22 protein-coding genes are annotated in these 18,970 nt (G+C 72.4%); 9 read left to right on the top strand and 13 right to left on the bottom strand.

What is annotated here, in order from left to right; genetic code table 11:
• Positions 1 to 3 precede the first annotated feature (3 nt).
• Positions 4 to 483 carry a hypothetical protein gene (locus ASG88_RS17480; RefSeq protein WP_056888728.1) on the bottom strand — a complete coding sequence of 160 codons (480 nt, stop codon included), beginning with the start codon at positions 481 to 483 and terminating at the stop codon, positions 4 to 6.
• A gap of 132 nt (positions 484 to 615) precedes the next feature.
• On the opposite strand from ASG88_RS17480, the gene ASG88_RS17475 reads away from it, so the two are divergent.
• Positions 616 to 1,017, top strand: a complete 402-nt coding sequence (locus ASG88_RS17475) for a universal stress protein (RefSeq protein WP_056888727.1) — start codon at positions 616 to 618, stop codon at positions 1,015 to 1,017.
• 28 nt (positions 1,018 to 1,045) lie between these two features.
• Here the strand turns inward: ASG88_RS17475 and ASG88_RS17470 are convergent, their stop codons facing one another.
• The 5 genes from ASG88_RS17470 to ASG88_RS17450 all read right to left on the bottom strand — a co-directional run bounded on the left by ASG88_RS17470 (position 1,046) and on the right by ASG88_RS17450 (position 4,594).
• Positions 1,046 to 2,068 (bottom strand): zinc-binding alcohol dehydrogenase family protein, encoded by a 1,023-nt coding sequence (locus ASG88_RS17470; RefSeq protein WP_235534905.1) that lies wholly within the window; start codon positions 2,066 to 2,068, stop codon positions 1,046 to 1,048.
• Positions 2,069 to 2,185: 117 nt separating this feature from the next.
• Complete coding sequence (locus ASG88_RS17465) at positions 2,186 to 3,058, bottom strand: universal stress protein (protein WP_056888726.1); 873 nt, start codon at positions 3,056 to 3,058, stop codon at positions 2,186 to 2,188.
• 106 nt (positions 3,059 to 3,164) lie between these two features.
• Positions 3,165 to 3,722 carry a hypothetical protein gene (locus ASG88_RS17460; RefSeq protein ID WP_056888725.1) on the bottom strand — a complete coding sequence of 186 codons (558 nt, stop codon included), beginning with the start codon at positions 3,720 to 3,722 and terminating at the stop codon, positions 3,165 to 3,167.
• A gap of 130 nt (positions 3,723 to 3,852) precedes the next feature.
• Positions 3,853 to 4,323 (bottom strand): GyrI-like domain-containing protein, encoded by a 471-nt coding sequence (locus tag ASG88_RS17455; protein ID WP_056888724.1) that lies wholly within the window; start codon positions 4,321 to 4,323, stop codon positions 3,853 to 3,855.
• A gap of 4 nt (positions 4,324 to 4,327) precedes the next feature.
• The gene (locus tag ASG88_RS17450; protein WP_056888723.1) at positions 4,328 to 4,594 is read right to left on the bottom strand and encodes a DUF1876 domain-containing protein; all 267 of its coding nucleotides are present in this window, start codon (positions 4,592 to 4,594) and stop codon (positions 4,328 to 4,330) included.
• Between the two features lie 216 nt (positions 4,595 to 4,810).
• On the opposite strand from ASG88_RS17450, the gene ASG88_RS17445 reads away from it, so the two are divergent.
• Both ASG88_RS17445 and ASG88_RS17440 read left to right on the top strand, forming a co-directional pair.
• Entirely contained in the window at positions 4,811 to 5,269 is a 459-nt protein-coding gene (locus tag ASG88_RS17445) for an HhH-GPD-type base excision DNA repair protein (protein ID WP_321163831.1), read from the top strand.
• 405 nt (positions 5,270 to 5,674) lie between these two features.
• Positions 5,675 to 7,642, top strand: coding sequence for a hypothetical protein (locus ASG88_RS17440; protein WP_157559802.1), 1,968 nt, complete (start codon positions 5,675 to 5,677; stop codon positions 7,640 to 7,642).
• 17 nt (positions 7,643 to 7,659) lie between these two features.
• On the opposite strand, the gene ASG88_RS17435 is transcribed toward ASG88_RS17440, so the two are convergent.
• The gene (locus ASG88_RS17435; protein ID WP_200956487.1) at positions 7,660 to 8,649 is read right to left on the bottom strand and encodes a TerC family protein; all 990 of its coding nucleotides are present in this window, start codon (positions 8,647 to 8,649) and stop codon (positions 7,660 to 7,662) included.
• Between the two features lie 291 nt (positions 8,650 to 8,940).
• On the opposite strand from ASG88_RS17435, the gene ASG88_RS17430 reads away from it, so the two are divergent.
• Complete coding sequence (locus ASG88_RS17430) at positions 8,941 to 10,443, top strand: RNA polymerase sigma factor (protein ID WP_056888721.1); 1,503 nt, start codon at positions 8,941 to 8,943, stop codon at positions 10,441 to 10,443.
• A 122-nt stretch (positions 10,444 to 10,565) separates the two neighbouring features.
• Positions 10,566 to 11,441 carry a M28 family metallopeptidase gene (locus tag ASG88_RS17420; protein ID WP_235534904.1) on the top strand — a complete coding sequence of 292 codons (876 nt, stop codon included), beginning with the start codon at positions 10,566 to 10,568 and terminating at the stop codon, positions 11,439 to 11,441.
• Here the strand turns inward: ASG88_RS17420 and ASG88_RS17415 are convergent.
• Complete coding sequence (locus ASG88_RS17415; RefSeq protein WP_056888718.1) at positions 11,430 to 12,545, bottom strand: CapA family protein; 1,116 nt, start codon at positions 12,543 to 12,545, stop codon at positions 11,430 to 11,432. The genes ASG88_RS17420 and ASG88_RS17415 overlap by 12 nt on opposite strands.
• A 151-nt stretch (positions 12,546 to 12,696) precedes the next feature.
• On the opposite strand from ASG88_RS17415, the gene ASG88_RS17410 reads away from it, so the two are divergent.
• The gene (locus tag ASG88_RS17410; protein ID WP_056888717.1) at positions 12,697 to 13,236 is read left to right on the top strand and encodes a hypothetical protein; all 540 of its coding nucleotides are present in this window, start codon (positions 12,697 to 12,699) and stop codon (positions 13,234 to 13,236) included.
• 33 nt (positions 13,237 to 13,269) lie between these two features.
• On the opposite strand, the gene ASG88_RS17405 is transcribed toward ASG88_RS17410, so the two are convergent.
• The 3 genes from ASG88_RS17405 to ASG88_RS17395 all read right to left on the bottom strand — a co-directional run bounded on the left by ASG88_RS17405 (position 13,270) and on the right by ASG88_RS17395 (position 14,965).
• The gene (locus tag ASG88_RS17405) at positions 13,270 to 14,097 is read right to left on the bottom strand and encodes a DMT family transporter (RefSeq protein WP_056888716.1); all 828 of its coding nucleotides are present in this window, start codon (positions 14,095 to 14,097) and stop codon (positions 13,270 to 13,272) included.
• The gene (locus ASG88_RS17400; RefSeq protein ID WP_056888715.1) at positions 14,097 to 14,576 is read right to left on the bottom strand and encodes a DUF456 domain-containing protein; all 480 of its coding nucleotides are present in this window, start codon (positions 14,574 to 14,576) and stop codon (positions 14,097 to 14,099) included. Before ASG88_RS17400 ends, ASG88_RS17405 begins: the two co-directional genes overlap by 1 nt.
• Positions 14,577 to 14,719: 143 nt before the next feature.
• Positions 14,720 to 14,965, bottom strand: a complete 246-nt coding sequence (locus tag ASG88_RS17395; protein WP_107765749.1) for a hypothetical protein — start codon at positions 14,963 to 14,965, stop codon at positions 14,720 to 14,722.
• A 240-nt stretch (positions 14,966 to 15,205) separates the two neighbouring features.
• On the opposite strand from ASG88_RS17395, the gene ASG88_RS17390 reads away from it, so the two are divergent.
• The 3 genes from ASG88_RS17390 to ASG88_RS17380 all read left to right on the top strand — a co-directional run bounded on the left by ASG88_RS17390 (position 15,206) and on the right by ASG88_RS17380 (position 17,987).
• Positions 15,206 to 17,278 (top strand): DNA gyrase/topoisomerase IV subunit B, encoded by a 2,073-nt coding sequence (locus ASG88_RS17390; RefSeq protein WP_235534903.1) that lies wholly within the window; start codon positions 15,206 to 15,208, stop codon positions 17,276 to 17,278.
• Positions 17,275 to 17,655 (top strand): hypothetical protein, encoded by a 381-nt coding sequence (locus ASG88_RS17385; protein WP_056888713.1) that lies wholly within the window; start codon positions 17,275 to 17,277, stop codon positions 17,653 to 17,655. The genes ASG88_RS17390 and ASG88_RS17385 overlap by 4 nt, the downstream gene beginning before the upstream one ends.
• A 143-nt stretch (positions 17,656 to 17,798) precedes the next feature.
• Positions 17,799 to 17,987: a hypothetical protein gene (locus ASG88_RS17380; protein WP_056888712.1), complete on the top strand. Its 189-nt coding sequence runs from the start codon at positions 17,799 to 17,801 to the stop codon at positions 17,985 to 17,987.
• Between the two features lie 113 nt (positions 17,988 to 18,100).
• Here ASG88_RS17380 and ASG88_RS17375 read toward each other — a convergent pair whose 3' ends face one another.
• Positions 18,101 to 18,463 carry a hypothetical protein gene (locus tag ASG88_RS17375; protein ID WP_056888711.1) on the bottom strand — a complete coding sequence of 121 codons (363 nt, stop codon included), beginning with the start codon at positions 18,461 to 18,463 and terminating at the stop codon, positions 18,101 to 18,103.
• Positions 18,460 to 18,954 carry a beta-class carbonic anhydrase gene (locus ASG88_RS17370; protein ID WP_235534902.1) on the bottom strand — a complete coding sequence of 165 codons (495 nt, stop codon included), beginning with the start codon at positions 18,952 to 18,954 and terminating at the stop codon, positions 18,460 to 18,462. Before ASG88_RS17370 ends, ASG88_RS17375 begins: the two co-directional genes overlap by 4 nt.
• Between the last annotated feature and the right edge of the window lie 16 nt (positions 18,955 to 18,970).

Below are 18,970 nucleotides of genomic sequence, written 5' to 3'. Positions count from 1 at the left end.
GGGTCACGACCGGTTCGCGGCCGGCGGGGGAGGAGACCCCGAGCGTCGCCGCAGCCGCCGCCACTCGCGGCGCACACCCGTGACGGGGTCCAGCCAGCCGTCGCGGGTGACGACGACGAACGTCGCGTCCAGCCCCGCCTCGGCGTACGCCGCGCGGGTCGCGGCCGACCAGACCATGTCGGCGTCGTGGGCGTCGAGCGACCCGGCCCGCGTCAACCACGTGACGGGGAGCGCGCCACCCTGGTCCGGCAGTGCGGCCAGCTCGCGTCGCGACCGTTGGAGCAGGGCCCCGACGACGTCGACGGCGAGCGCCGGGTCCGGCGGGTCGTCGGGGTCGGTGACGAACGACGCCGCGAGCCGGCCGGGAGCGCCCACCCGCAGGGCGGGCGGAGGGCGCCGTCGGTGCTCGCCCTCGCGGAAGTCGAGCACCGCCGCGCGCAGGGCGACGTGCGTCTCGCGCGTGATCGGGGCGAGCAGCGGCATGGCCCAAAGCCTGCCCTCCCGGGCCGGTTCGTGCGCGTCGTCCTCCACAGCCTCCCGCTCGGGGCCCGGATTGGGTACGGTGCCAGCACCCGGCGCGCACCGATGCGCGACCGGCCTGCAGAAGGAGGCGCCATGGGCACCGTCGTCGTCGGATACGTCCCCAAGCCGGAGGGTGAGGCCGCACTCGCGACCGCGATCTCCGAGGCCAAGCTGCGCGGCAGCAAGCTCGTGGTGGTCAACTCCCACCGCGGCGGGCACGACTACGACCAGGACAGGGCGCAGGCGGCCGAGGGCGAGATGGACAACGTCCGCAAGACGCTCGACGAGTCCGGCCTCGAGTACGACATCCGCCAGCTCGTGCGCGGCTTCGAGCCGGCCGAGGACCTGATCAGCCTCGCCGAGGCCAACTCCGCCGAGCTGCTGGTCATCGGGCTCCGCCGCCGCTCGCCCGTCGGCAAGCTGATCCTGGGAAGCAACGCCCAGCGGATCCTCCTCGACGCCCACTGCCCCGTGCTGGCGGTTAAGGCCGACTGACGCTCCTGCCGGCCTCGCGTCCGTCCCGTCAGGGTCCGACGTCGATCACGGCGGCGCCCGTGACGGCGTCGCCGGCGAGGTCGGCGAGCGCCCGATCGACCTCGTCGAAGGCATAGGTCGTGACGCGGGCTCGCAGCCCGAGCCGCGGTGCGAGCCGCAGCAGCTCCTCGCCGTCGGCGCGCGTGTTCGACGTGACGCTGGTGAGGGTGCGCTCGCGGAACAGGTGCTCCTGGTAGTCCAGCCCGGGGACGTCGGTCAGGTGGATGCCGGCCACCGCCAGGGTGCCTCCCTGCTCCAGCGCGGCCAGGGCCGTCGGCACCAGGTCACCCACCGGAGCGAAGAGGATGGCCGCGTCGAGCGGCACCGGCGGCCGACCGTGTGCGGGTCCCGCAGAGGCGGCACCGAGCTCCGTGGCCAGTGCGCGCGCTGCAGTGTCGCGGGTGAGCACGTGCACCTCCGCACCCTGGGCGAGGGCGAGCTGGGCCGTCAGGTGGGCGCTGGCCCCGAAGCCGTAGATCCCCAGGCGCCCACCGGGGGGCAGGGCGGCGCGCTTCAGGGCGCGGTATCCGATGATGCCCGAGCAGAGCAGCGGGGCGACCTCCTCGTCGGAGCCCGGGCCGGGGAGCTCGTAGGCGAAGGCCTCGGGCACGACGGCGTACTCGGCGAAGCCTCCGTCGCCGTCCCAGCCCGTGTACTGCGACGACCGGCACAGGTTCTCCCGGCCGAGGCGGCAGGCGCGGCACCTCCCGCACGTCCGTCGCAGCCACGCGATGCCCACCCGGTCACCGACCGCCAGCCGAGCTGCGGCCCGACCGAGGGCGACGACGCGACCCACGACCTCGTGGCCGGGGACCACCTGCGTCGCACGCGGCGCGAGCTCGAGGTCCGCCAGGTGCAGGTCGGTGCGGCACACGCCGCAGGCGGTCACGCGCACGAGCACCTCGTCGGCCGCGGGCGTCGGCACCTCTCGCACGACCTCCTCGAGGCGCCCCGGCGCCCCCGGTCGGCCGCTGACCACCCAGGCCCGCATCGTGGCGGGCGTGCCCGTCACGTCAGTCCGCCCGGGTGATGTCGTGGTCCACGCCCCCAGCCTGCGACCCGCTGGACCACCGGCACAGGGTCGGAGGTCCCTGCCCGTCCTGCCCAGGGACCACCACGAGGGACAACCTCAACGGACCACGGCGACGGGGCAGTGGGCGGCCTGCAGCACCCGCTGGGCCACCGAGCCCAGGAGCAGGTCGGCGAACGCGTCGCGACCGCGGGAGCCGACGACCACGAGCGAGGAGGCAGCACTCAGGTCCACCAGCAGCCGGTCCGCCGGTGCCGGCACCGCCAGCTCGGTGAGCTCCAGGTCGGGCATCTCGGTGCGGACACCGGCGGTCGCCGCCGCGAGCAACCGGTCGGCGGCCTCCCGGCTCGCCAAGTCCCGGGTGTGTGGGCCCGGACCTGGAGACATTGCGCCGGTGAGCACCGCCCTTCCGGCGGGAATCGCCGGAGCCCGGTAGGCGTGGACGGCGAGCACCTCCTCCCCGGTGCGGCTGCCGCGGTCGCAGGCGAAGCGCAGTGCCGCCTCGCCGCCCCCGGACCCGTCGATGCCGACGACGATCCGGCGGGCGTCGGGCTGGTGCGACGGACGGACGACGACCACGGGACAGGACGCGTGGCGCGCCACGTGCTGCGTGACGGACCCGGTCAACGAGCCCACCGCCAGACCGTGGCCGCGGCTGCCCACGACGAGGGCCGCCGCGCCGTGGGAGACGGCTCGGAGCACCGGCACGACCGGCCCGCGACGAACCTCGACCTCGGCGTTGGCGTGCCCGCTCCGCCGGAGGTGGACCGTGGCCCGGGCGCTCCACGCCGCCACCAGCTCGTCCTCGTGCTCGCGGAAGTGGCCGACGACCGGGTCCATCGCCGTGCCGACGACCACGACGCGGAGCGGTGCTCCGGTGGTCGACGACGTCGCCTCCGCCCACTCGAGAGCCAGACCGGCGTCGGGCGACCCGTCGTACCCGACGACGATGGGGGCACCGGACGTATCCATGCCACCACGGTCCAGCGCCGCGCGACACCGGTACAGGGCCGTTGGATGTCACCGGGAGGCCGATGGTCCTGCCCCGGCGGACCCTCGCATGGCAGACCGGTCGCACTCAGTCGCGGTCGACCCACAGGGTCCAGCTGCGCGGCTCGCCGAGCCAGTCGACGAGACCACTGCTGGTGCCGTCGGAGCGCGTCCCGGAGACCCGCACCGCCACCCGGACCCGGTCGGGACGGCCCAAGGCAGCGCGCGACATCCGCATCCGCACCTGGTCCTTCGCGTAGTCGACGGTCATCTCGTAGGAGCCGTCGACGGGCGTGCCCCAGCTGCGGCGCCCGAATCCCTCCGTGTGGAGCAGCTGGTAGTCGGTGCCGACGAAGTACCCGCCGACGAGCACGATCTCCGGACCCCGGTCCCCGGGGTCGGTGTCGACATACACCGTCCCGGCCGAGCCGGATGCCGGGTCGCGTCGCAGGTTGGTGTGGTGGGTGGTGACGACGAGGTCCCGGTCGCCGTGCTCGACGTGGACCGCGCGCAGGTCGGAACCGTGGGAGGTGTCCCGGGGGTCGCGCACCCCGATGCTGTCCGCGCTCGCCGGGGCGGCGAGCCCGACGGTCAGGGCGGCCACCGAGAGGGCGGTCACGGCGCTGGAGGGGGTGGTGCTGGTCATGGCAGGTCTCGCTTCTCGTGTGGTGTCACCCTGACGGGCCGTGCTCCGCGACGGGGCACGCACCAAGGACGCCGTCGACGGCCCGGTGGTTGCATCCGGGCGACCGCGCACCGGCCGAGGGACCTGCAGGTCAGGCTCCGGTCGCCGCGGCTCGTGTGCAGGGCAGGCAGACCTCCGTGCGCGGAAGGGCCACCTCCGGTCCGTCCAGGTAGGTCTCCCACGCCTCACCGGCCACCGTCATGCCGTGCGCGGACACCCACTGCATGACGGCCCGGTACGCCTCACCGACATCGCTGTACGGGCCGGTGTGGAGGGTGACGGCCACGGCGCCCGACGTCAGCTTGTCGGGCACGACGCGACCGCGCGCCGGCATCGGCCGGTCGACGGGGAACCCCGCGGTCACCCCGAAGCCCCGTTCGGTGGGGGTGTAGCGGCCGAAGGGCGGTCCGGCCAGGCTCGCGCCCTGCTCGGCGACGGCTCCCATGACCTCGGTGAAGGCGCCCGAGAGGAACGTGGCGAGGTCGTCGTACGGGACGTCGGCGCGGATCACTGCCGCGGGGCGGCCCGCGCGCTCCTCGACCCGGACCTCGTATCCGCTCATCGGGTCAGACCTGGATCTGGGCGTCCGTGCCGACGTTGTCCTCGACATCGGCGACCGAGGCCTCGAACAGGTCGTGCGCGAGCCCGGTGAGCGCCCGGCAGACGGCGAGCTCCTCGCCGATCTCCGGCACGTCGCGGTCCTCGGGACTGCGTCGGGCGACTCCGGAGTGCCGGACCTCGGTCCCGGCACTGGTGCGCAGGACGGCGTCCGCCCTGGTCGTCCTCCCGTCCTCCGTCAGGTAGAGCTCGATGTGCCACTGGGTGGTCTCCATGACCGGTCTCCCTCTCGTGTGTGTGCGCGGGTGTGGGCCGTGCGCTCCTCGCGCGTGGTCGGTGTCACCTCCAGATGACCAGCGGCCCGCCTGCGACACCAGAGGAGAACGTCACACGGGAGGGGGCGCTGAGACCCGGCCCGTCGCGGCAACGCATCGGTCGAGGCCGACCGAGTGAGGACCGACGCGCTCATCCAGGTGCGGCAGGATGGAGCCATGGCGATCCACATCACCGGCGACCCCGCCGCCGACCAGATCCTCGACGAGTCCTCGTTCGCATTGCTGGCGGGCATGATGCTCGACCAGCAGTACCCCATGGAGCACGCCTTCCGGGGGCCGGCCAAGGTCGTCGACCGCTTCGGCAGCATCGATCCAGCGGCGATCGCGAGCGCCGACCCGGAGGAGTTCGCCGCGATGGCGGCCACCACGCCCGCGATCCACCGTTTCCCCGGCTCGATGGCGGCCAAGCTCCAGGAGCTCGCCCGGATCGTCACCGAGGAGTACGACGGCGACGCGGCGCGCATCTGGACCGAGGCCGCCGACGGCAAGGACCTGTTGCGGCGGATGAAGGCGCTGCCAGGCTTCGGCACCCAGAAGGCCCAGATCTTCGTGGCGCTGCTCGCCAAGCAGTGCGGGGTGCGACCCGACGGCTGGGAGGAGGTCGTGGGCGACTAGAGCTCGACGGCTACCGCTCCGTGGCCGACGTGGTCGACGGCGACTCCCTGCAGAAGGTGCGAGACCACAAGAAGCAGAAGAAGGCCGCCGCCAAGGCGCAGGCCTGACCCCCAAGTGTGCCGCGCCCACCGGGAGACGCGAACCGCCCGCCAGTTTCGGGTCTGGCGGGCGGTCGAGTGATGGCCTGGAACGTCCCCCCGGACGCCAACCACTGAGGAGGAGGCTAGGGCGGCGGAACCCCCCTCCGGCACCCCCGCATGGGTGGTTCGACGTTCAATCTTCGCTACCCGATTTGGGCGATGTCGGCCGGACTTGGGTCAGGACGCGTGCGTGGTGGGTGACCGTCGCATGCGAGGAGCGCGCCGGGCGGCGCGCCACCACCTCCTCGACGTGGAGGAGCCTGGGATGCAGATGCGAGCCCGGCAGGGCGCCACCCTGCTCGTCACCGCCTTGATGGTGCTGACCGCGGCGACGCTGCCGTCCGTTGCCGTGAATGCCGACCACGGCGCCCGGGTGGTCTCGGCCAACCCGGCCGATGTCACGCCGCACGTCATGAACGGATCCGTCAACGCGATCACCCAGGTCGGCAACAAGATCATCGCGGCGGGAACCTTCACCTCGGTGAGTCCGGCCAACAGCTACGCCAACACCGGTGACGACCTGGTCCGCAACCGGATCTTCGCCTTCGACGCCACGACCGGGGCCATCGACACCTCCTTCAACCCCAACCTCGGCGGCGCGGTCAACTCCTTGGACACCGACGGCACCTACGTCTACGCCGCGGGTGCGTTCGGCTCGGTCGGCGGCAACAGCGCCATCAAGCGCATCGTCAAGCTCACCGCCTCCGGATCCGTGGTCCCCGCCTTCAACGCGGTCCCGAACTCGAAGGTCAACGAGGTCGTCGTCCGCGGCTCTCGGGTCTACATCGGCGGCGGGTTCACCAGCGTCAGGTCCTCCGGGGTCACGTCACCCCGCGGTGCCCTGGCGGCGCTGGACGCCACGACCGGCGCCGTCCTCGACGCGGTCGACGTCCCGTTCGCCGGCGTCTACGACCCCGGCAACAACGGCGGCGGATTGACCAACGTCAAGCGCTTCGACGTGACCGCCAACGGCCTGCGTCTCGTCGCCGTCGGCAACTTCGCCACCGTCGGCGGCCAGCCGCGGGCGCAGGTGGCCGTGCTCGACACCAGTGGCGCCGAGGCGACGCTCTCACCGTGGTCCACCAGCCGATTCGAGCGGTCCCGCAACACCTGCTCACGCTCGTTCGACGCGTTCGTGCGGGACGTCGACCTCTCCCCGGACGGCTCCTACTTCGTGGTCTCGACGACCGGCGCGTTCGCGGGCGGGGTTGCGTCCGGGACGCTCTGCGACACGATCTCCCGCTGGGAGACGGCCAGCACGGGCAACGACCCGTCGTGGGTCGACTACACCGGTGGCGACACGTCGTACGGCGTGGCCGTCACCGGGAGTGCCGTCTACGTCGGTGGCCACATGCGGTGGTTCAACAACCCCTTCCAGGGCGACCAGGCCGGTCCGGGGGCTGTGCCCCGGTCGGGCATCGCCGCCCTCGACCCGATCAACGGGCTCCCGTTGTCGTGGAACCCCGGCCGGACGCGCGGTGTGGGTGCGCAGGCGATGTTCGCCACGAGCCAGGGGCTCTGGGTCGGCAGCGACACCACCCAGATCGGCAGCGAGCGGCACGGCCGCATCGCCCTGATGCCGCTCGCCGGGGGCACCACGGTGCCGGACGTGCCGGCCGCCGTGCTGCCCAACGACCTCTTCGTGGCCCAGCGCACCGCCGGTGGCGTGCTCCAGCGCCGGGCCGTCGACGCGACCGGCGCCCCCACGGGCGCGCCGAGCACCGCCAGCACGGCGATGGACTGGTCGACGGTCCGTGGGGCGTTCCTCCTCAACGGCACGATCTACTACGGCCTCAGCAACGGCTCGTTCTACGCACGCCCGTTCACGCGCAGCACCGGCGCCACCGGTGCCCAGCGCACCGTCAGCCTGCGTGACGACCCGGACACCGGCACGCGGATCCCGTTCCCCATCGCCGACGTCACCGGGATGTTCTACGACCCGGCGACGCACCGCCTCTACTACACGGTCTCCGGCGACACCAGCCTCTACTACCGGTACTTCACGCCGGAGAGCGAGGTGGTGGGTGCCCAGACGTTCACCGCCGACGCGGGAGGAGTCTCGTTCGCCAGCACCGCCGGGATGACGCTGGCGTCGGGACGCATCCTCTACGGGTCCGCCGACGGCTCCCTGCGCAGCGTCCCCTTCGGCGGTGGTCGGGTCACCGGGTCGCCGTCGGTGGTCAGCTCGGACGGCAGCTGGGCCTACCGCGCCATCGTCGTCCCGAACACCTGAGTCGCACGCGGTGGGGGCTAGTGGGCGTCGACCCGCTCGGGCTCCGGCTCGGTCGTCGAGCGCCGAGAGGCGACCAGGCTGGTCGTCGTGGTGATGGCCAGGATGCCGAGGATCACGCCCAGCGACGCCAGGGTCGGCACCGAGGGGACCGAGGGCCAGACCTCGTGGGCCCAGTGCAGCACCAGCTTGACCCCGATGAAACCGAGGATGGCGGCCAGCCCGTAGGACAGGTGCACCAGCTTGGCGAGCGCCCCCTGCAGGACGAAGTAGAGCGCCCGCAGCCCGAGCAGGGCGAAGGCGTTGGTGGCGAAGACGAGGTACGGGTCGCCGGTGATGCCGTAGACGGCCGGGACCGAGTCCACCGCGAAGACCACGTCGGTGGCGAAGACGGCGATCACGACGAGGGCGAGCGGCGTGAGCCAGCGGCGGCCCTCACGGCGTACGACGAGGCGGGTGCCGTCGTACTCGTCGGTGACGGGCATCACCCGGCGGGCCAGGCGCACGACACGCATCTCGTTGACGTCGACCTCGTGGTCGTGCCCGGAGACGGCGTCCCGCAGCAGCTTGAGGCCGGTGAGCAGCAGGACGCCGCCGAAGACCAGGAACACCCAGTCGAACCGGTCGAGGGCCGCCGCGCCGAGCGCGATGAAGATGCCGCGCAGCACCAGGGCGCCCACGATGCCGTAGAGGAGCACCCGCTGCTGGAGCACCTTGGGCACGGCGAAGGCCGCCAGCAGCAGCATGAAGACGAACAGGTTGTCGACGCTCAGGGTCTTCTCGACCAGGTAGCCGGTGTAGTACTCCAGGCCGCGGTCGGAGCCGTGGGCGCTCCACACGTAGACGCCGAACGCCAGGGGGAGCGCGACGTAGAAGGCCGACCAGGCGACGGCCTCCCGCATGGAGACCTCGTGGGGCTTGCGGGTGGCGAGGAAGTCCACGACCAGCAGGGCTACGACGGCTCCGATGGTGACCCACCACAGGGTCGGGGACGCGATGGAATCCAGCACGGAGGTTCTCCTCGGGCTTCTCAGGGACAGATGTCTGGGCCTGAGGTCTCCCTCGCCGCTCGTCGTGGACGACGCCCGGCGTCCACCCGAGGCGCGTACGACGCGCCGTAGTGACCGGGTGGCCTTGGTGAGGTACTCCCCTCGGAGGAAACTGTACAGATCCACTCAAGTTCGACCCCGGACGGCGACACGGGGACGCAGGTTCGGGTCCTGAGGGGTGCCGTGGCAGAATGGCAACGCGGCTCTTGACGAAACCGGGCCTTGCCGCGCCCCGAAGTCTTCTGACGAGAGGTGTTCGTGTCCTCGCACGCACGCAAGTTGCTCCCCGCAGAGGTGCTCGCGCACCCGGCCATCGCCGCGCTCATCGAGCGCGGCGCCCCCGCTGGCAGCGTGACCACCCACGACCTCCGACAGGCCAGTGACGACGCCCAGGTCGAGCCACGCCACCTCAAGGCCCTGCTGGGCCACCTGAGTGGCCTGGGCATCTCGGTCGAGATCGGTGTCGACACGTCGCGCGCCGCGGCGGCCACCTCGGGCGCCCGCAAGACGACGACCGCTGCCACGGCCAAGAAGACCGCCACCAAGGCTGCTGCCAAGAAGGCCCCTGCGGCCCCCGCGGCCGAGCCTGCGGCTGCTGCCAAGAAGGCTCCCGCGAAGAAGGCCCCGGCCAAGAAGGCCGCGGCCGGTGCGGTCGACCTCGAGACCGAGCTCGAGCCGGCGGTGATCGGCGCCGACGGCAAGAAGGTCCTGCCCGACCTGCCCGACGCGCAGTTCGAGAAGGACGTCAAGGTCGACCCGACCATCAAGGAGGACGAGAAGCAGGCCTTCACCGTCTCGGCCTCCGACGACACCGACGAGCCCGAGCAGCAGGTCATGGTCGCCGGCGCGACCGCCGACCCGGTCAAGGACTACCTCAAGCAGATCGGCAAGGTGCCCCTCCTCAACGCCGAGATGGAGGTCGAGCTCGCCAAGCGGATCGAGGCCGGGCTCTTCTCCGAGGAGAAGCTCGCCAAGGGCGGCAAGATCACCCCGAAGGTGCTCGAGGAGCTCGAGTGGATCTCCGAGGACGGCCGTCGGGCCAAGAACCACCTCCTGGAGGCCAACCTGCGCCTCGTGGTCTCGCTGGCCAAGCGCTACACCGGCCGCGGCATGCTCTTCCTCGACCTGATCCAGGAAGGCAACCTCGGCCTCATCCGTGCGGTCGAGAAGTTCGACTACACCAAGGGCTACAAGTTCTCGACCTACGCGACGTGGTGGATCCGCCAGGCGATCACCCGCGCGATGGCCGACCAGGCGCGCACCATCCGCATCCCGGTGCACATGGTCGAGGTCATCAACAAGCTCGCCCGCGTCCAGCGGCAGATGCTCCAGGACCTGGGCCGCGAGCCCACTCCCGAGGAGCTCGCCAAGGAGCTCGACATGACCCCCGAGAAGGTCATCGAGGTCCAGAAGTACGGGCGTGAGCCGATCTCGCTGCACACGCCTCTCGGCGAGGACGGCGACTCGGAGTTCGGTGACCTCATCGAGGACTCCGAGGCGATCGTGCCCGCCGACGCCGTGTCGTTCACGCTGCTCCAGGAGCAGCTGCACGCGGTGCTCGACACCCTGTCCGAGCGCGAGGCGGGCGTCGTGAGCATGCGGTTCGGCCTCACCGACGGCCAGCCGAAGACGTTGGACGAGATCGGCAAGGTCTACGGAGTGACGCGCGAGCGCATCCGGCAGATCGAGTCCAAGACGATGTCCAAGCTCCGCCACCCGAGCCGTTCGCAGGTCCTGCGCGACTACCTCGACTGACGGCTCACGCCATGCGATCCGCGGCCGCCCTGCTCTGTGCGGGGCTGGCCGCGGTCGCATGTACGGCGGCCGGTGACCCGAGTCGGGAGGACCCGGTCGAGCGATCCTCGGCCCCTGCCTCGGTGACACCCACGCCGGCCCCGACGACGCCGCCCCCGAGCACGGCGCCCGCACCGTCGCCGACACCCGCGGTCCGGGCGGCGGACTTCAGGCCGCAGGTCGCGGTCGACGCGGTGCGGCACCTCGCCGGCAGCATCGGTCCGCGGGAGGCCACGAGCCCGTCGTACGACCGGGCCGCCCGCTGGGTGGCGCGCGAGCTGTCCCGCTCGGGCCTCGACGTCGAGCTCCAGCCGGTCGAGGTGCCGGCCGGGGTCTCGTGGGGCGTGCCGGTGGAGGCCGGCCGCTCGGTCAACGTCGTGGCCACCCCGCCCGGGCTCCGCCCGGGGGAGCCGCGCCTGCTGGTCGGCGCGCACCTCGACACCGTGCCGCAGGCACCGGGTGCCGAGGACAACGCGTCCGGGGTCGGCGTCCTGCTGTCCGTCGCCTCGACGCTGGCCACCCGGCGTGCCCGCCTGCCGGTGGTCCTCGTGGCCTTCGGCGCCGAGGAGCCGCGCGGGGAGACCGACGCCGACCACCACTACGGCTCCCGCCAGTACGTCGCCGGCCTCACCCCCGCCGGACGCGCGGCCGTGCGTGGCATGGTGTCGCTAGACCGCGTCGGCGTCGGCGACGTCGTGCCCATCGGGTCGGCGTACGACGGGCCCGACCCCCTCGCCGACGAGCTGGCGGCGACCGCCCGGCGGATCGGCGTCCCGGTCGTGCGCGAGGCCAACCGGTCCAGCGACCACTGGCAGTTCGCGCAGGCCGGGATCCGGGGCGCGCGACTGGGGAGCACGCCGTATGCCGGCTACCACTCGGCGCAGGACGTGCCGGCGGTCGTCGACCCGTCCCAGCTGGACCGGGCCGGCCGGCTGGTGCTGGCCTGGCTAGCCCCCTGACCACACGTCCGCCAGCACCGCACGCGCGGCGTCGCCGCGAAGCAGGCGTGGGGTGAAGGTCGGGTCCATCCGGTAGGGCGCGAGGTCCACGTCGACGACCTCGCCACCCGTGATCGTGGCCGTCAGCGCCACCCCCTCCATGGTCTGCTCCATGAAGTCCATGTCGAAGACGAAGTTGCCCAGCGAGTGGGCGATCGTGGCCCCACGGTGCCGTTGGAGCGACTGCACCCAGTGGGGGTGGCCGCCGACGACGAGGTCGGCCCCGGCGTCGACCAGGCGCCGACCCACCCGACGCTGCACCGGCTCGGGGACATGGGTGTACTGGGTGCCCCAGTGAGGGAGCACCACGACCACGTCGACCCGCGCGTCGAGGTCGCGCACGGCGCCGAGCACGTGTGCCAGGTCGTCGCGCCGGAGCGGACCGGTGCGTGGTGGCATCCGCACGGACAGCGCCCCCGGCGTCGACGCCGTGGCCCGTGGGGTCTCGCCGATGGCGTTGAAGCCGAGCAGCCCCACCCGCACCCCGTCACGCTCGACCACCGCGGCCCGGGTGGCCGACGCGAGGTCCCGGCCGGCGCCGAACGACGTGATGTCGCTGCCGCGAAACTCCCGCAGGGTGGCGAGCAGCGCGCCCTCGCCGTAGTCACCCACGTGGTTGTTGGCCAGCGACAGGGCGTCGAACCCGCTCGCGGCGAGCCCGCGCAGCACCGCTGGGTCGGCCGCGAAGCTGTCGCCGCCCTGGGTGGGGGCGCCGTCGGTCGACAGGGTGCTCTCGAGGGTGCCGACCGTGATGTCGGCCCGTCGGAGGAACCGGGCCATCGGGCGCAGCGTGGCGGTCGGGTCGGCGTGCACGGCGGCGACGCCGCGCCCGAGCATCACGTCGCCGACCACGATGAGGGTGATGGTCGGTGGCGGGGTCGCACGGACCGAGCCGGGCTCGTCGGTCGCCGCGGGGGAGCGGGTCGGCGACGGGGACGTGGTGGGGCGCTCGGTCGGAGCGTCCGGACGGGCGCCCTCGACCCCCGCGCACGCCGCGACCAGGCAGACCAGGCAGGCCAGCGCGCCGGCGGCGAGCAGGCGGCGTACGGCTGCGGCGCGCCCCATGTCCCCACGCTACGGGAGGTCACCCCCTCCGGGTGACGCCTCGTCCGCACCGCACCCGATAGCCTGCGCGGAGGCGCGAGCGGGGGCTGCGTGCCGCGGCCGCGGCTGCGCAGGCACCGCAGGCGCCGCGAGACCACAGGGGGAAGATCTCATGAAGCACACGACGACCGGGCTGGGCCTGGCCCTCGCGTCCGTGCTCGCCGTGCTGGCGGTCCCGACGGCGGCGCACGCGACCACCCAGACGCTGCCGGACGCGGCGGAGACGCCCGAGTCGCGCACCGACGTCCTGGCCACGACGGTGCGCCACTCCACCACGCAGGTGGTCGCCCGGGTCCGCTTCGAGGACCTGCGCCGCCGCAACAACGCCGGCCTGAGCACCTACGTCGACGTCGACCGGGGCCGTCGCGGCCCCGAGTACGTGCTCAACACCGGCCTCAGCGCGGGCACGGACTACCAGCTCGCGCGGGTGCGCAGGTGGCAGGCCTCCAGCACTCCGCTCCAGTGCGAGCACTCGGTGCGCCTGCGCTGGCGCAGGGAGGTCGCGGTGGTGCGGATCTCGCGCGACTGCCTCCGGGACCCCTCGTCGGCCCGCGTCAGCGTCCTGATGACCGATCTGTACGACGGCGTCCACGCGGTCGTGGACTGGTCGCCGGGCACCCGTCGGTTCGGCACCTGGCTCGCGCCCAGCTGAGCCAGCGGCCGTCGCGTCCCGGTGGGGGACCGGTCAACCGGCCGCGACGAGCGCGACGGCGACCCCGCAGCACGCCAGGCCGAGGCCCTGGAGGCCGTGGATCCGCTCGTGCAGCACGGTGGCGGCCAGCAGGATGGTGAACGCGGGGTAGAGCGACGTGACGACGGCCGCGATGGTGAGCATCCCGGTCTGGGTGGCCAGCAGGAAGCACACGACCGCGGTGGTCGCGAGCAGGCCCGCCAGCAGTCCCCAGAGCTCGGTCGCGTGCCGGGGCACCCAGCTGACGCGCAGCGCTGTGGCCGTGAGGGCCACCGCGAGGAGGGCCACGGCCTGGGTCACCGCGGTGGGCCACCAGCCCGCCTCCTCGGGGACCTGGCCCATGGCCGCGAAGAGCAGCCCGAAGCCCGCCCCGGCCAGGACGCCGTCCACGAGCCCGGCGGCGAGCCCGCCGTCACGCTCGGGCTCGCGGCTCACCAGCCAGATGCCCGGCACGGCGGCCACGATGCCGATCCACACCAGTGCGGAGGGGCGTTCCCCGGTGCTCACGGCCACCACGACGGGCAGCAGTGCGGCACCCACGGCGGACACCGGGGCCACCACGCCCATGCGACCCGCGGCGAACCCGCGGTAGAGGAAGGCACCACCGGTGCCGCTGCCGATCCCGGCCAGCGCACCCCAGGCCAGGTCCGTCCGGGTGGCGTCGCCGGGGACTGCGAGGGCCAGGGCGACGGCCCCGACCAGGGAGCCGACGGCAGCGACGAACGCCACCGCCCAGGCCGACGTACGCCGCGACGCGAGGCCGCCGATGAAGTCCGACAGCCCGTAGGCCAGCGCGGCCCCCAGGGCCAGCAGCACCCCCATCAGGGCGTCACCAGGATGCCAACGATCCACGTGAGGGCCGCCAGGACCGCCGCCAGGGCCTCGACGAGGATGGAGATGCCCACCGCCTTGAGCGCGTGGGTGGTGGCGGGCCAGGCGGCCGTCGCGCCGAGACGGCGCCGCTCAGCGGCGTACACCCCGAGGACGAAGCCGACGAAGAGCCCGACCACCGGCACGACGAAGAAGCCCACGAAGGCGAGCGCGCCGCCGAAGAGCAGCGTGGAGCGGGGGACCCCCGCCTCCTTGAGCCGTCGGCCGGGCAGTGCGTACTTCACCACGGCGCCGATCACCAGGAAGGTCGCGGCCACCGCGAACACGATCCAGGCGGTCGAGGTGCCGACCTCGGTGGCCCAGACCAGGATCGCGCCCAGGACGAGGATCGTGCCGGGCAGCACGGGCACGACGATGCCGGCGATGCCGACGGCGATCAGGATCGCGATCACGACTTCGGTGAGGGTCACGCGCGGGAGCCTGCCACAACGGACGGACGCTCCCGCCGGGCGGCGGGCGTGCGGAAGGGTGGTCGTGGGTGGTGGCCGTGAAATGAGGAGCGGCCCCGGACATGGTGTCCGGGGCCGCTGGGGTGGTCTGGGGGTCGGGGCGCTCAGTCCTCGGGGGTGGCGGGCGTCGCCGAGAGCTTGTGGGTCTCGTCCTGGACGGTCGAGGCCACCTCTCGGAGCTTGTCGCCGTGCTCCCGTGCGTGGTGGGCGCAGAACAGCAGCTCGCCACCGGTCTGGAGCTCCACCCGCAGGTAGGCCTGGGCACCGCAGCGGTCGCAGCGGTCGCCTGCCGTCAGGGCGGCGGGCTGGGGGGCAATGGCAGTGGTCACATCGGCCTCTTTTCTCTCCATCGGTGTCTGGCCCAACGTAGCCCCCGGGGAAAAGATTCCCCGCAGGCGGTGCGGTGGTGACCCCTCCATAGTGACACTGATGGGGCTGCCCTGTGGTCATTGTTCGACACCGTGGGACATCTGGATCGGTACGGTGCGCTTGTTGCCTCGTGTGAGGTACGACGCTAGACCGGCCGGGGACGCTTGCGTGGCAGCGTGCCTGCGTCGTCGTACGGCGTGTCGCGGGTAGGTTCTTCCCTTGTGGCAGCACCGGCGGACAACACCTACAACGCAGCGCACCTCCTCGTCCTCGAGGGGCTGGAGGCCGTGCGCAAGCGGCCCGGCATGTACATCGGGTCGACCGACACCCGCGGTCTCATGCACTGCCTGTGGGAGATCATCGACAACGGCGTCGACGAGGCCCTGGCGGGCGTCGCCCACCGGGTCGAGGTGACGCTGCACCCCGACGGGTCCGTGGAGGTCCACGACGACGGTCGCGGCATCCCGACGGACAAGGAGCCCAAGACCGGGCTCCCCGGCGTCGAGGTGGTGGCCACCAAGCTGCACGCCGGCGGCAAGTTCGGAGGCGGCTCGTACGTCGCGACCGGCGGCCTGCACGGCGTCGGCCTGTCGGTCGTCAACGCGCTCTCGTCGCGGATGGACATCGACGTGGACCGTTCGCCGTCCCAGCAGGGCATCTCGTTCCAGCGTGGCGTGCCCGGCACCTTCGACGGCGAGGGCCCGGGCGCGGCCTTCACGCCGGCCTCCGGCATGACCCGCAAGGGCAAGCGGGTCGCCAAGGGCAGGACGGGCACGCGGATCCACTTCTGGCCGGACCGGCAGATCTTCACCAAGGACGCCACCGTCGAGTTCGAGGGGCTCCTCGGTCGCGCCCGGCAGACGTCGTACATCGTCCCGGGCCTCGAGCTGGTGATCCGGGACCGCCGCGGCCCCGAGCCGGTCGAGGAGAAGTTCCTCCACGAGGGCGGCATCTCGGAGTTCGCCGACTACCTGTCCTCGGGCGAGCCGGTGACCGACATCCTCCGGCTCCAGGGCAGCGACACCTTCACCGAGACCGTGCCGCTGCTCGACGACCAGGGCCACATGACGCCGCAGGAGGTGGAGCGCGAGCTCACCGTCGACGTGGCGCTGCGCTGGTCCAACACCTACGACACCCAGGTGCGCTCCTACGTCAACGTCATCGCGACGCCCAAGGGCGGCACCCACCTCAGCGGCTTCGAGCAGGCGATCACCGCGACCTTCAACGACGTGATGCGCTCGTCCAAGGTGCTCAAGGTCAACGACGACAACGTGATCAAGGACGACGTCCTCGAGGGCATGACGGCCGTGGTGACCGTGCGGCTGGCCGAGCCCCAGTTCGAGGGCCAGACCAAGGAGATCCTCGGCACACCGGCGGCGCGTACCGTCGTCCGCAAGGTCGTGGCCGCGGAGCTCAAGGGCTTCCTCACCTCGACCAAGCGGGCCGAGAAGGCGCAGGCCAAGCTGGTCATGGAGAAGGTCGTCGGGGCCTCCAAGACGCGGATCGCCGCCAAGCAGCACAAGGAGACGCAGCGTCGCAAGAACGCCCTGGAGTCCTCGGCGCTGCCGGCCAAGCTCGCCGACTGCCGCGCCGCCGACAACGAGCGCACCGAGCTCTTCATCGTCGAGGGTGACTCGGCGCTCGGCACGGCCAAGCTGGCCCGCAACTCGGAGTACCAGGCGCTGCTGCCCATCCGCGGCAAGATCCTCAACGTGCAGAAGGCCTCGGTCGGCGACATGCTCAAGAACGCCGAGTGCGCCTCGATCATCCAGGTCGTCGGCGCCGGCTCGGGCCGCACGTTCGACCTCGACGCCACGCGCTACGGCCGGATCATCTTCATGGCCGACGCCGACTCCGACGGCGCCCACATCCGGTGCCTCCTGGCGACGCTCTTCTTCAAGTACATGCCCGACCTCGTCACCGCCGGCCGGGTCTTCACCGCCGTGCCGCCCCTGCACCGGATCGAGATCTCCAACCCCAAGAAGGGGATGGACAAGTACGTCTACACGTACTCGGACGACGAGCTGCAGCGCAAGCTCGCCGAGCTGAAGAAACGAGGAGTCCGCTGGAAGGACCCGGTGCAGCGCTACAAGGGACTCGGTGAGATGGATGCCGACCAGCTGGCGGAGACGACCATGGACCCGCGGCACCGCACCCTGCGCCGGCTCACCGTCGACGACGCCGAGGTCTCCGCGCACGTCTTCGAGCTGCTGATGGGCTCGGACGTCGCGCCGCGCAAGGAGTTCATCGTCCAGGGGGCCTACGACGTGGACATGGAGACGCTCGACGCGTGAGCCGCTTCGTCCGGTTCCAGAGCCCGGAGCCGTCGCCCCTCGGCATCCACGTCGGCGTCTTCGGGCTGGTCAACGTGCTGGGCCGCGGGGGTGGCCTCTCCGCCGCGGACGAGGAGTACCGCGTGCGGACGAACCGCTGGTTCGACGACGCCTACCCGGATCCCTCGACCGTGGACCCGCTGGTCTACGACCGGGCAGTCAACCCGGAGGCGGTGGCGTGGTTCAAGGTGACGGCCGCGAGTCACCTGGTCGAGGCCACCCGTGGCCACCTCGACATCCTGGATCGCCACGGCGTCGCGTGGGAGCGGGTGGAGTCCGACGACCCCGGGCGCGTGGTCTACGAGGACGAGCACCAGGTGGTCGTCGTACCTCGCTGACCGTCGTACGGACCGAACGGCCGTGACCGGACCGACCATGAGCGCGTGGTCGGCGCGTGATGCGTGCCATCGGTCCGTACGACGGGCGCCGGCGCCCGCGTGTCCCCGTCCCGGACTTCTCCCGCGCTGGCTAGGTTGCGGCCATGGAGTCGTTCCTGGTGCTCATCCTGGTCGCCGTCGTCGCGATCGTCGTCCTCTACGGGATCATCCGGCTTGCCGTCTCGCACGGGGTGCAGGACGCGGCCCGGTCGCTCCAGCCGGCCTCTGGGGTTGGTCAGGTGTCCGAGGTGATCCGGCGCCAGCGCGCACGGTACGGCGACGAGCAGGTGTGATCGGCAGACCGCTGGTGGCCGCGTGGACACGCGGACACGACTGACCGCTGCGGTGGGTCGTGAGCGTGGGCCGGACCGGGTGATCGGGGTTGTGTCCGCGTGTGTACGACGCGTCAGTCCGGCAGGGCGCGGTTGATCGCGGCCACGGCACCGAACCAGGTGATCAGCACCGCGCCGATGGTCGCGAGGCCCAGGAGGATGCCCCACGGGGCCGCGTTGCCCGATCCCACGGCGGCCAGGGTGACGAGGGCGATCACTCCCGCGGCGTACCGTCCCGCGACGGTCCAGGGGAGGGCGACCTCGTGGCCGCGCACCCAGCCCTCGTCCGAGGCGGTCGTGCCGCGGGTGTGGATGCCCGTGCTGCCGGGGGTGCTGCGCCCGGCGGCCGCCTGGGCGGTGATCCACCACACCCCGGCCCCCAGCGCCGCGCCCGCGACGGCCAGGAAGATCGCGACGACGGTGGCGTCGAGCGTCACAGCTTCTGCTCGAGCAGCCCCGTGTCGACGTGGTAGATGAATCCGCCGACCTTGACCGTGTCGGGGATGAGCGGGTGGGACCGGACCTTGCGCACGTCCTCCTCGAGGGCGGCGACCTGGTCGGCGATGACGTGGAACTGCTGCCACGACGCGTCGACACCGGCGGACTCGCCGACCTTGACCCGCAGCTCGGCCTCGGTGTTGGCGGCCATCGCACAGCGGGTGTGGGGCACGACCAGGATCCGCTCGACGCCGAGCAGGTGCACGCCGAGCACGAGCGCCTCGAGCGCGGCGCTGGTGACGCGGCCACCCGGGTTGCGGAAGATCTTGGCGTCGCCGTGCTGGAGGCCCAACATCCGCAACGGGTCGATCCGGCTGTCCATGCACGTCACGATGGCCACGCCGGCATGGGCCACGCCGTCGAAGCCGCCGAGCTGGAAGTCGTCGGCGAAGGCGCGGTTGGCGGCCATCAGGTCACTGAAGTCGTCCACGACGCCAGACAGTAGC

Origin of the sequence: Nocardioides sp. Soil777, from assembly GCF_001428425.1 — a bacterium.
GTDB lineage: Bacteria > Actinomycetota > Actinomycetes > Propionibacteriales > Nocardioidaceae > Nocardioides > Nocardioides terrigena.
This window is presented reverse-complemented; position numbering and strand designations above follow the sequence as displayed.

Excerpts from the sequence above, each read along its gene's own strand:
- ASG88_RS17480 (WP_056888728.1), bottom strand. The coding sequence starts at position 483 with ATGCCGCTGCTCGCCCCGATCACGCGCGAGACGCACGTCGCCCTGCGC.
- ASG88_RS17475 (WP_056888727.1), top strand. The coding sequence starts at position 616 with ATGGGCACCGTCGTCGTCGGATACGTCCCCAAGCCGGAGGGTGAGGCC.
- ASG88_RS17465 (WP_056888726.1), bottom strand. The coding sequence starts at position 3,058 with ATGGATACGTCCGGTGCCCCCATCGTCGTCGGGTACGACGGGTCGCCC.
- ASG88_RS17460 (WP_056888725.1), bottom strand. The coding sequence starts at position 3,722 with ATGACCAGCACCACCCCCTCCAGCGCCGTGACCGCCCTCTCGGTGGCC.
- ASG88_RS17455 (WP_056888724.1), bottom strand. The coding sequence starts at position 4,323 with ATGAGCGGATACGAGGTCCGGGTCGAGGAGCGCGCGGGCCGCCCCGCG.
- ASG88_RS17450 (WP_056888723.1), bottom strand. The coding sequence starts at position 4,594 with ATGGAGACCACCCAGTGGCACATCGAGCTCTACCTGACGGAGGACGGG.
- ASG88_RS17445 (WP_321163831.1), top strand. The coding sequence starts at position 4,811 with ATGGCGATCCACATCACCGGCGACCCCGCCGCCGACCAGATCCTCGAC.
- ASG88_RS17440 (WP_157559802.1), top strand. The coding sequence starts at position 5,675 with ATGCAGATGCGAGCCCGGCAGGGCGCCACCCTGCTCGTCACCGCCTTG.
- ASG88_RS17415 (WP_056888718.1), bottom strand. The coding sequence starts at position 12,545 with ATGGGGCGCGCCGCAGCCGTACGCCGCCTGCTCGCCGCCGGCGCGCTG.
- ASG88_RS17410 (WP_056888717.1), top strand. The coding sequence starts at position 12,697 with ATGAAGCACACGACGACCGGGCTGGGCCTGGCCCTCGCGTCCGTGCTC.
- ASG88_RS17405 (WP_056888716.1), bottom strand. The coding sequence starts at position 14,097 with ATGGGGGTGCTGCTGGCCCTGGGGGCCGCGCTGGCCTACGGGCTGTCG.
- ASG88_RS17395 (WP_107765749.1), bottom strand. The coding sequence starts at position 14,965 with ATGGAGAGAAAAGAGGCCGATGTGACCACTGCCATTGCCCCCCAGCCC.
- ASG88_RS17380 (WP_056888712.1), top strand. The coding sequence starts at position 17,799 with ATGGAGTCGTTCCTGGTGCTCATCCTGGTCGCCGTCGTCGCGATCGTC.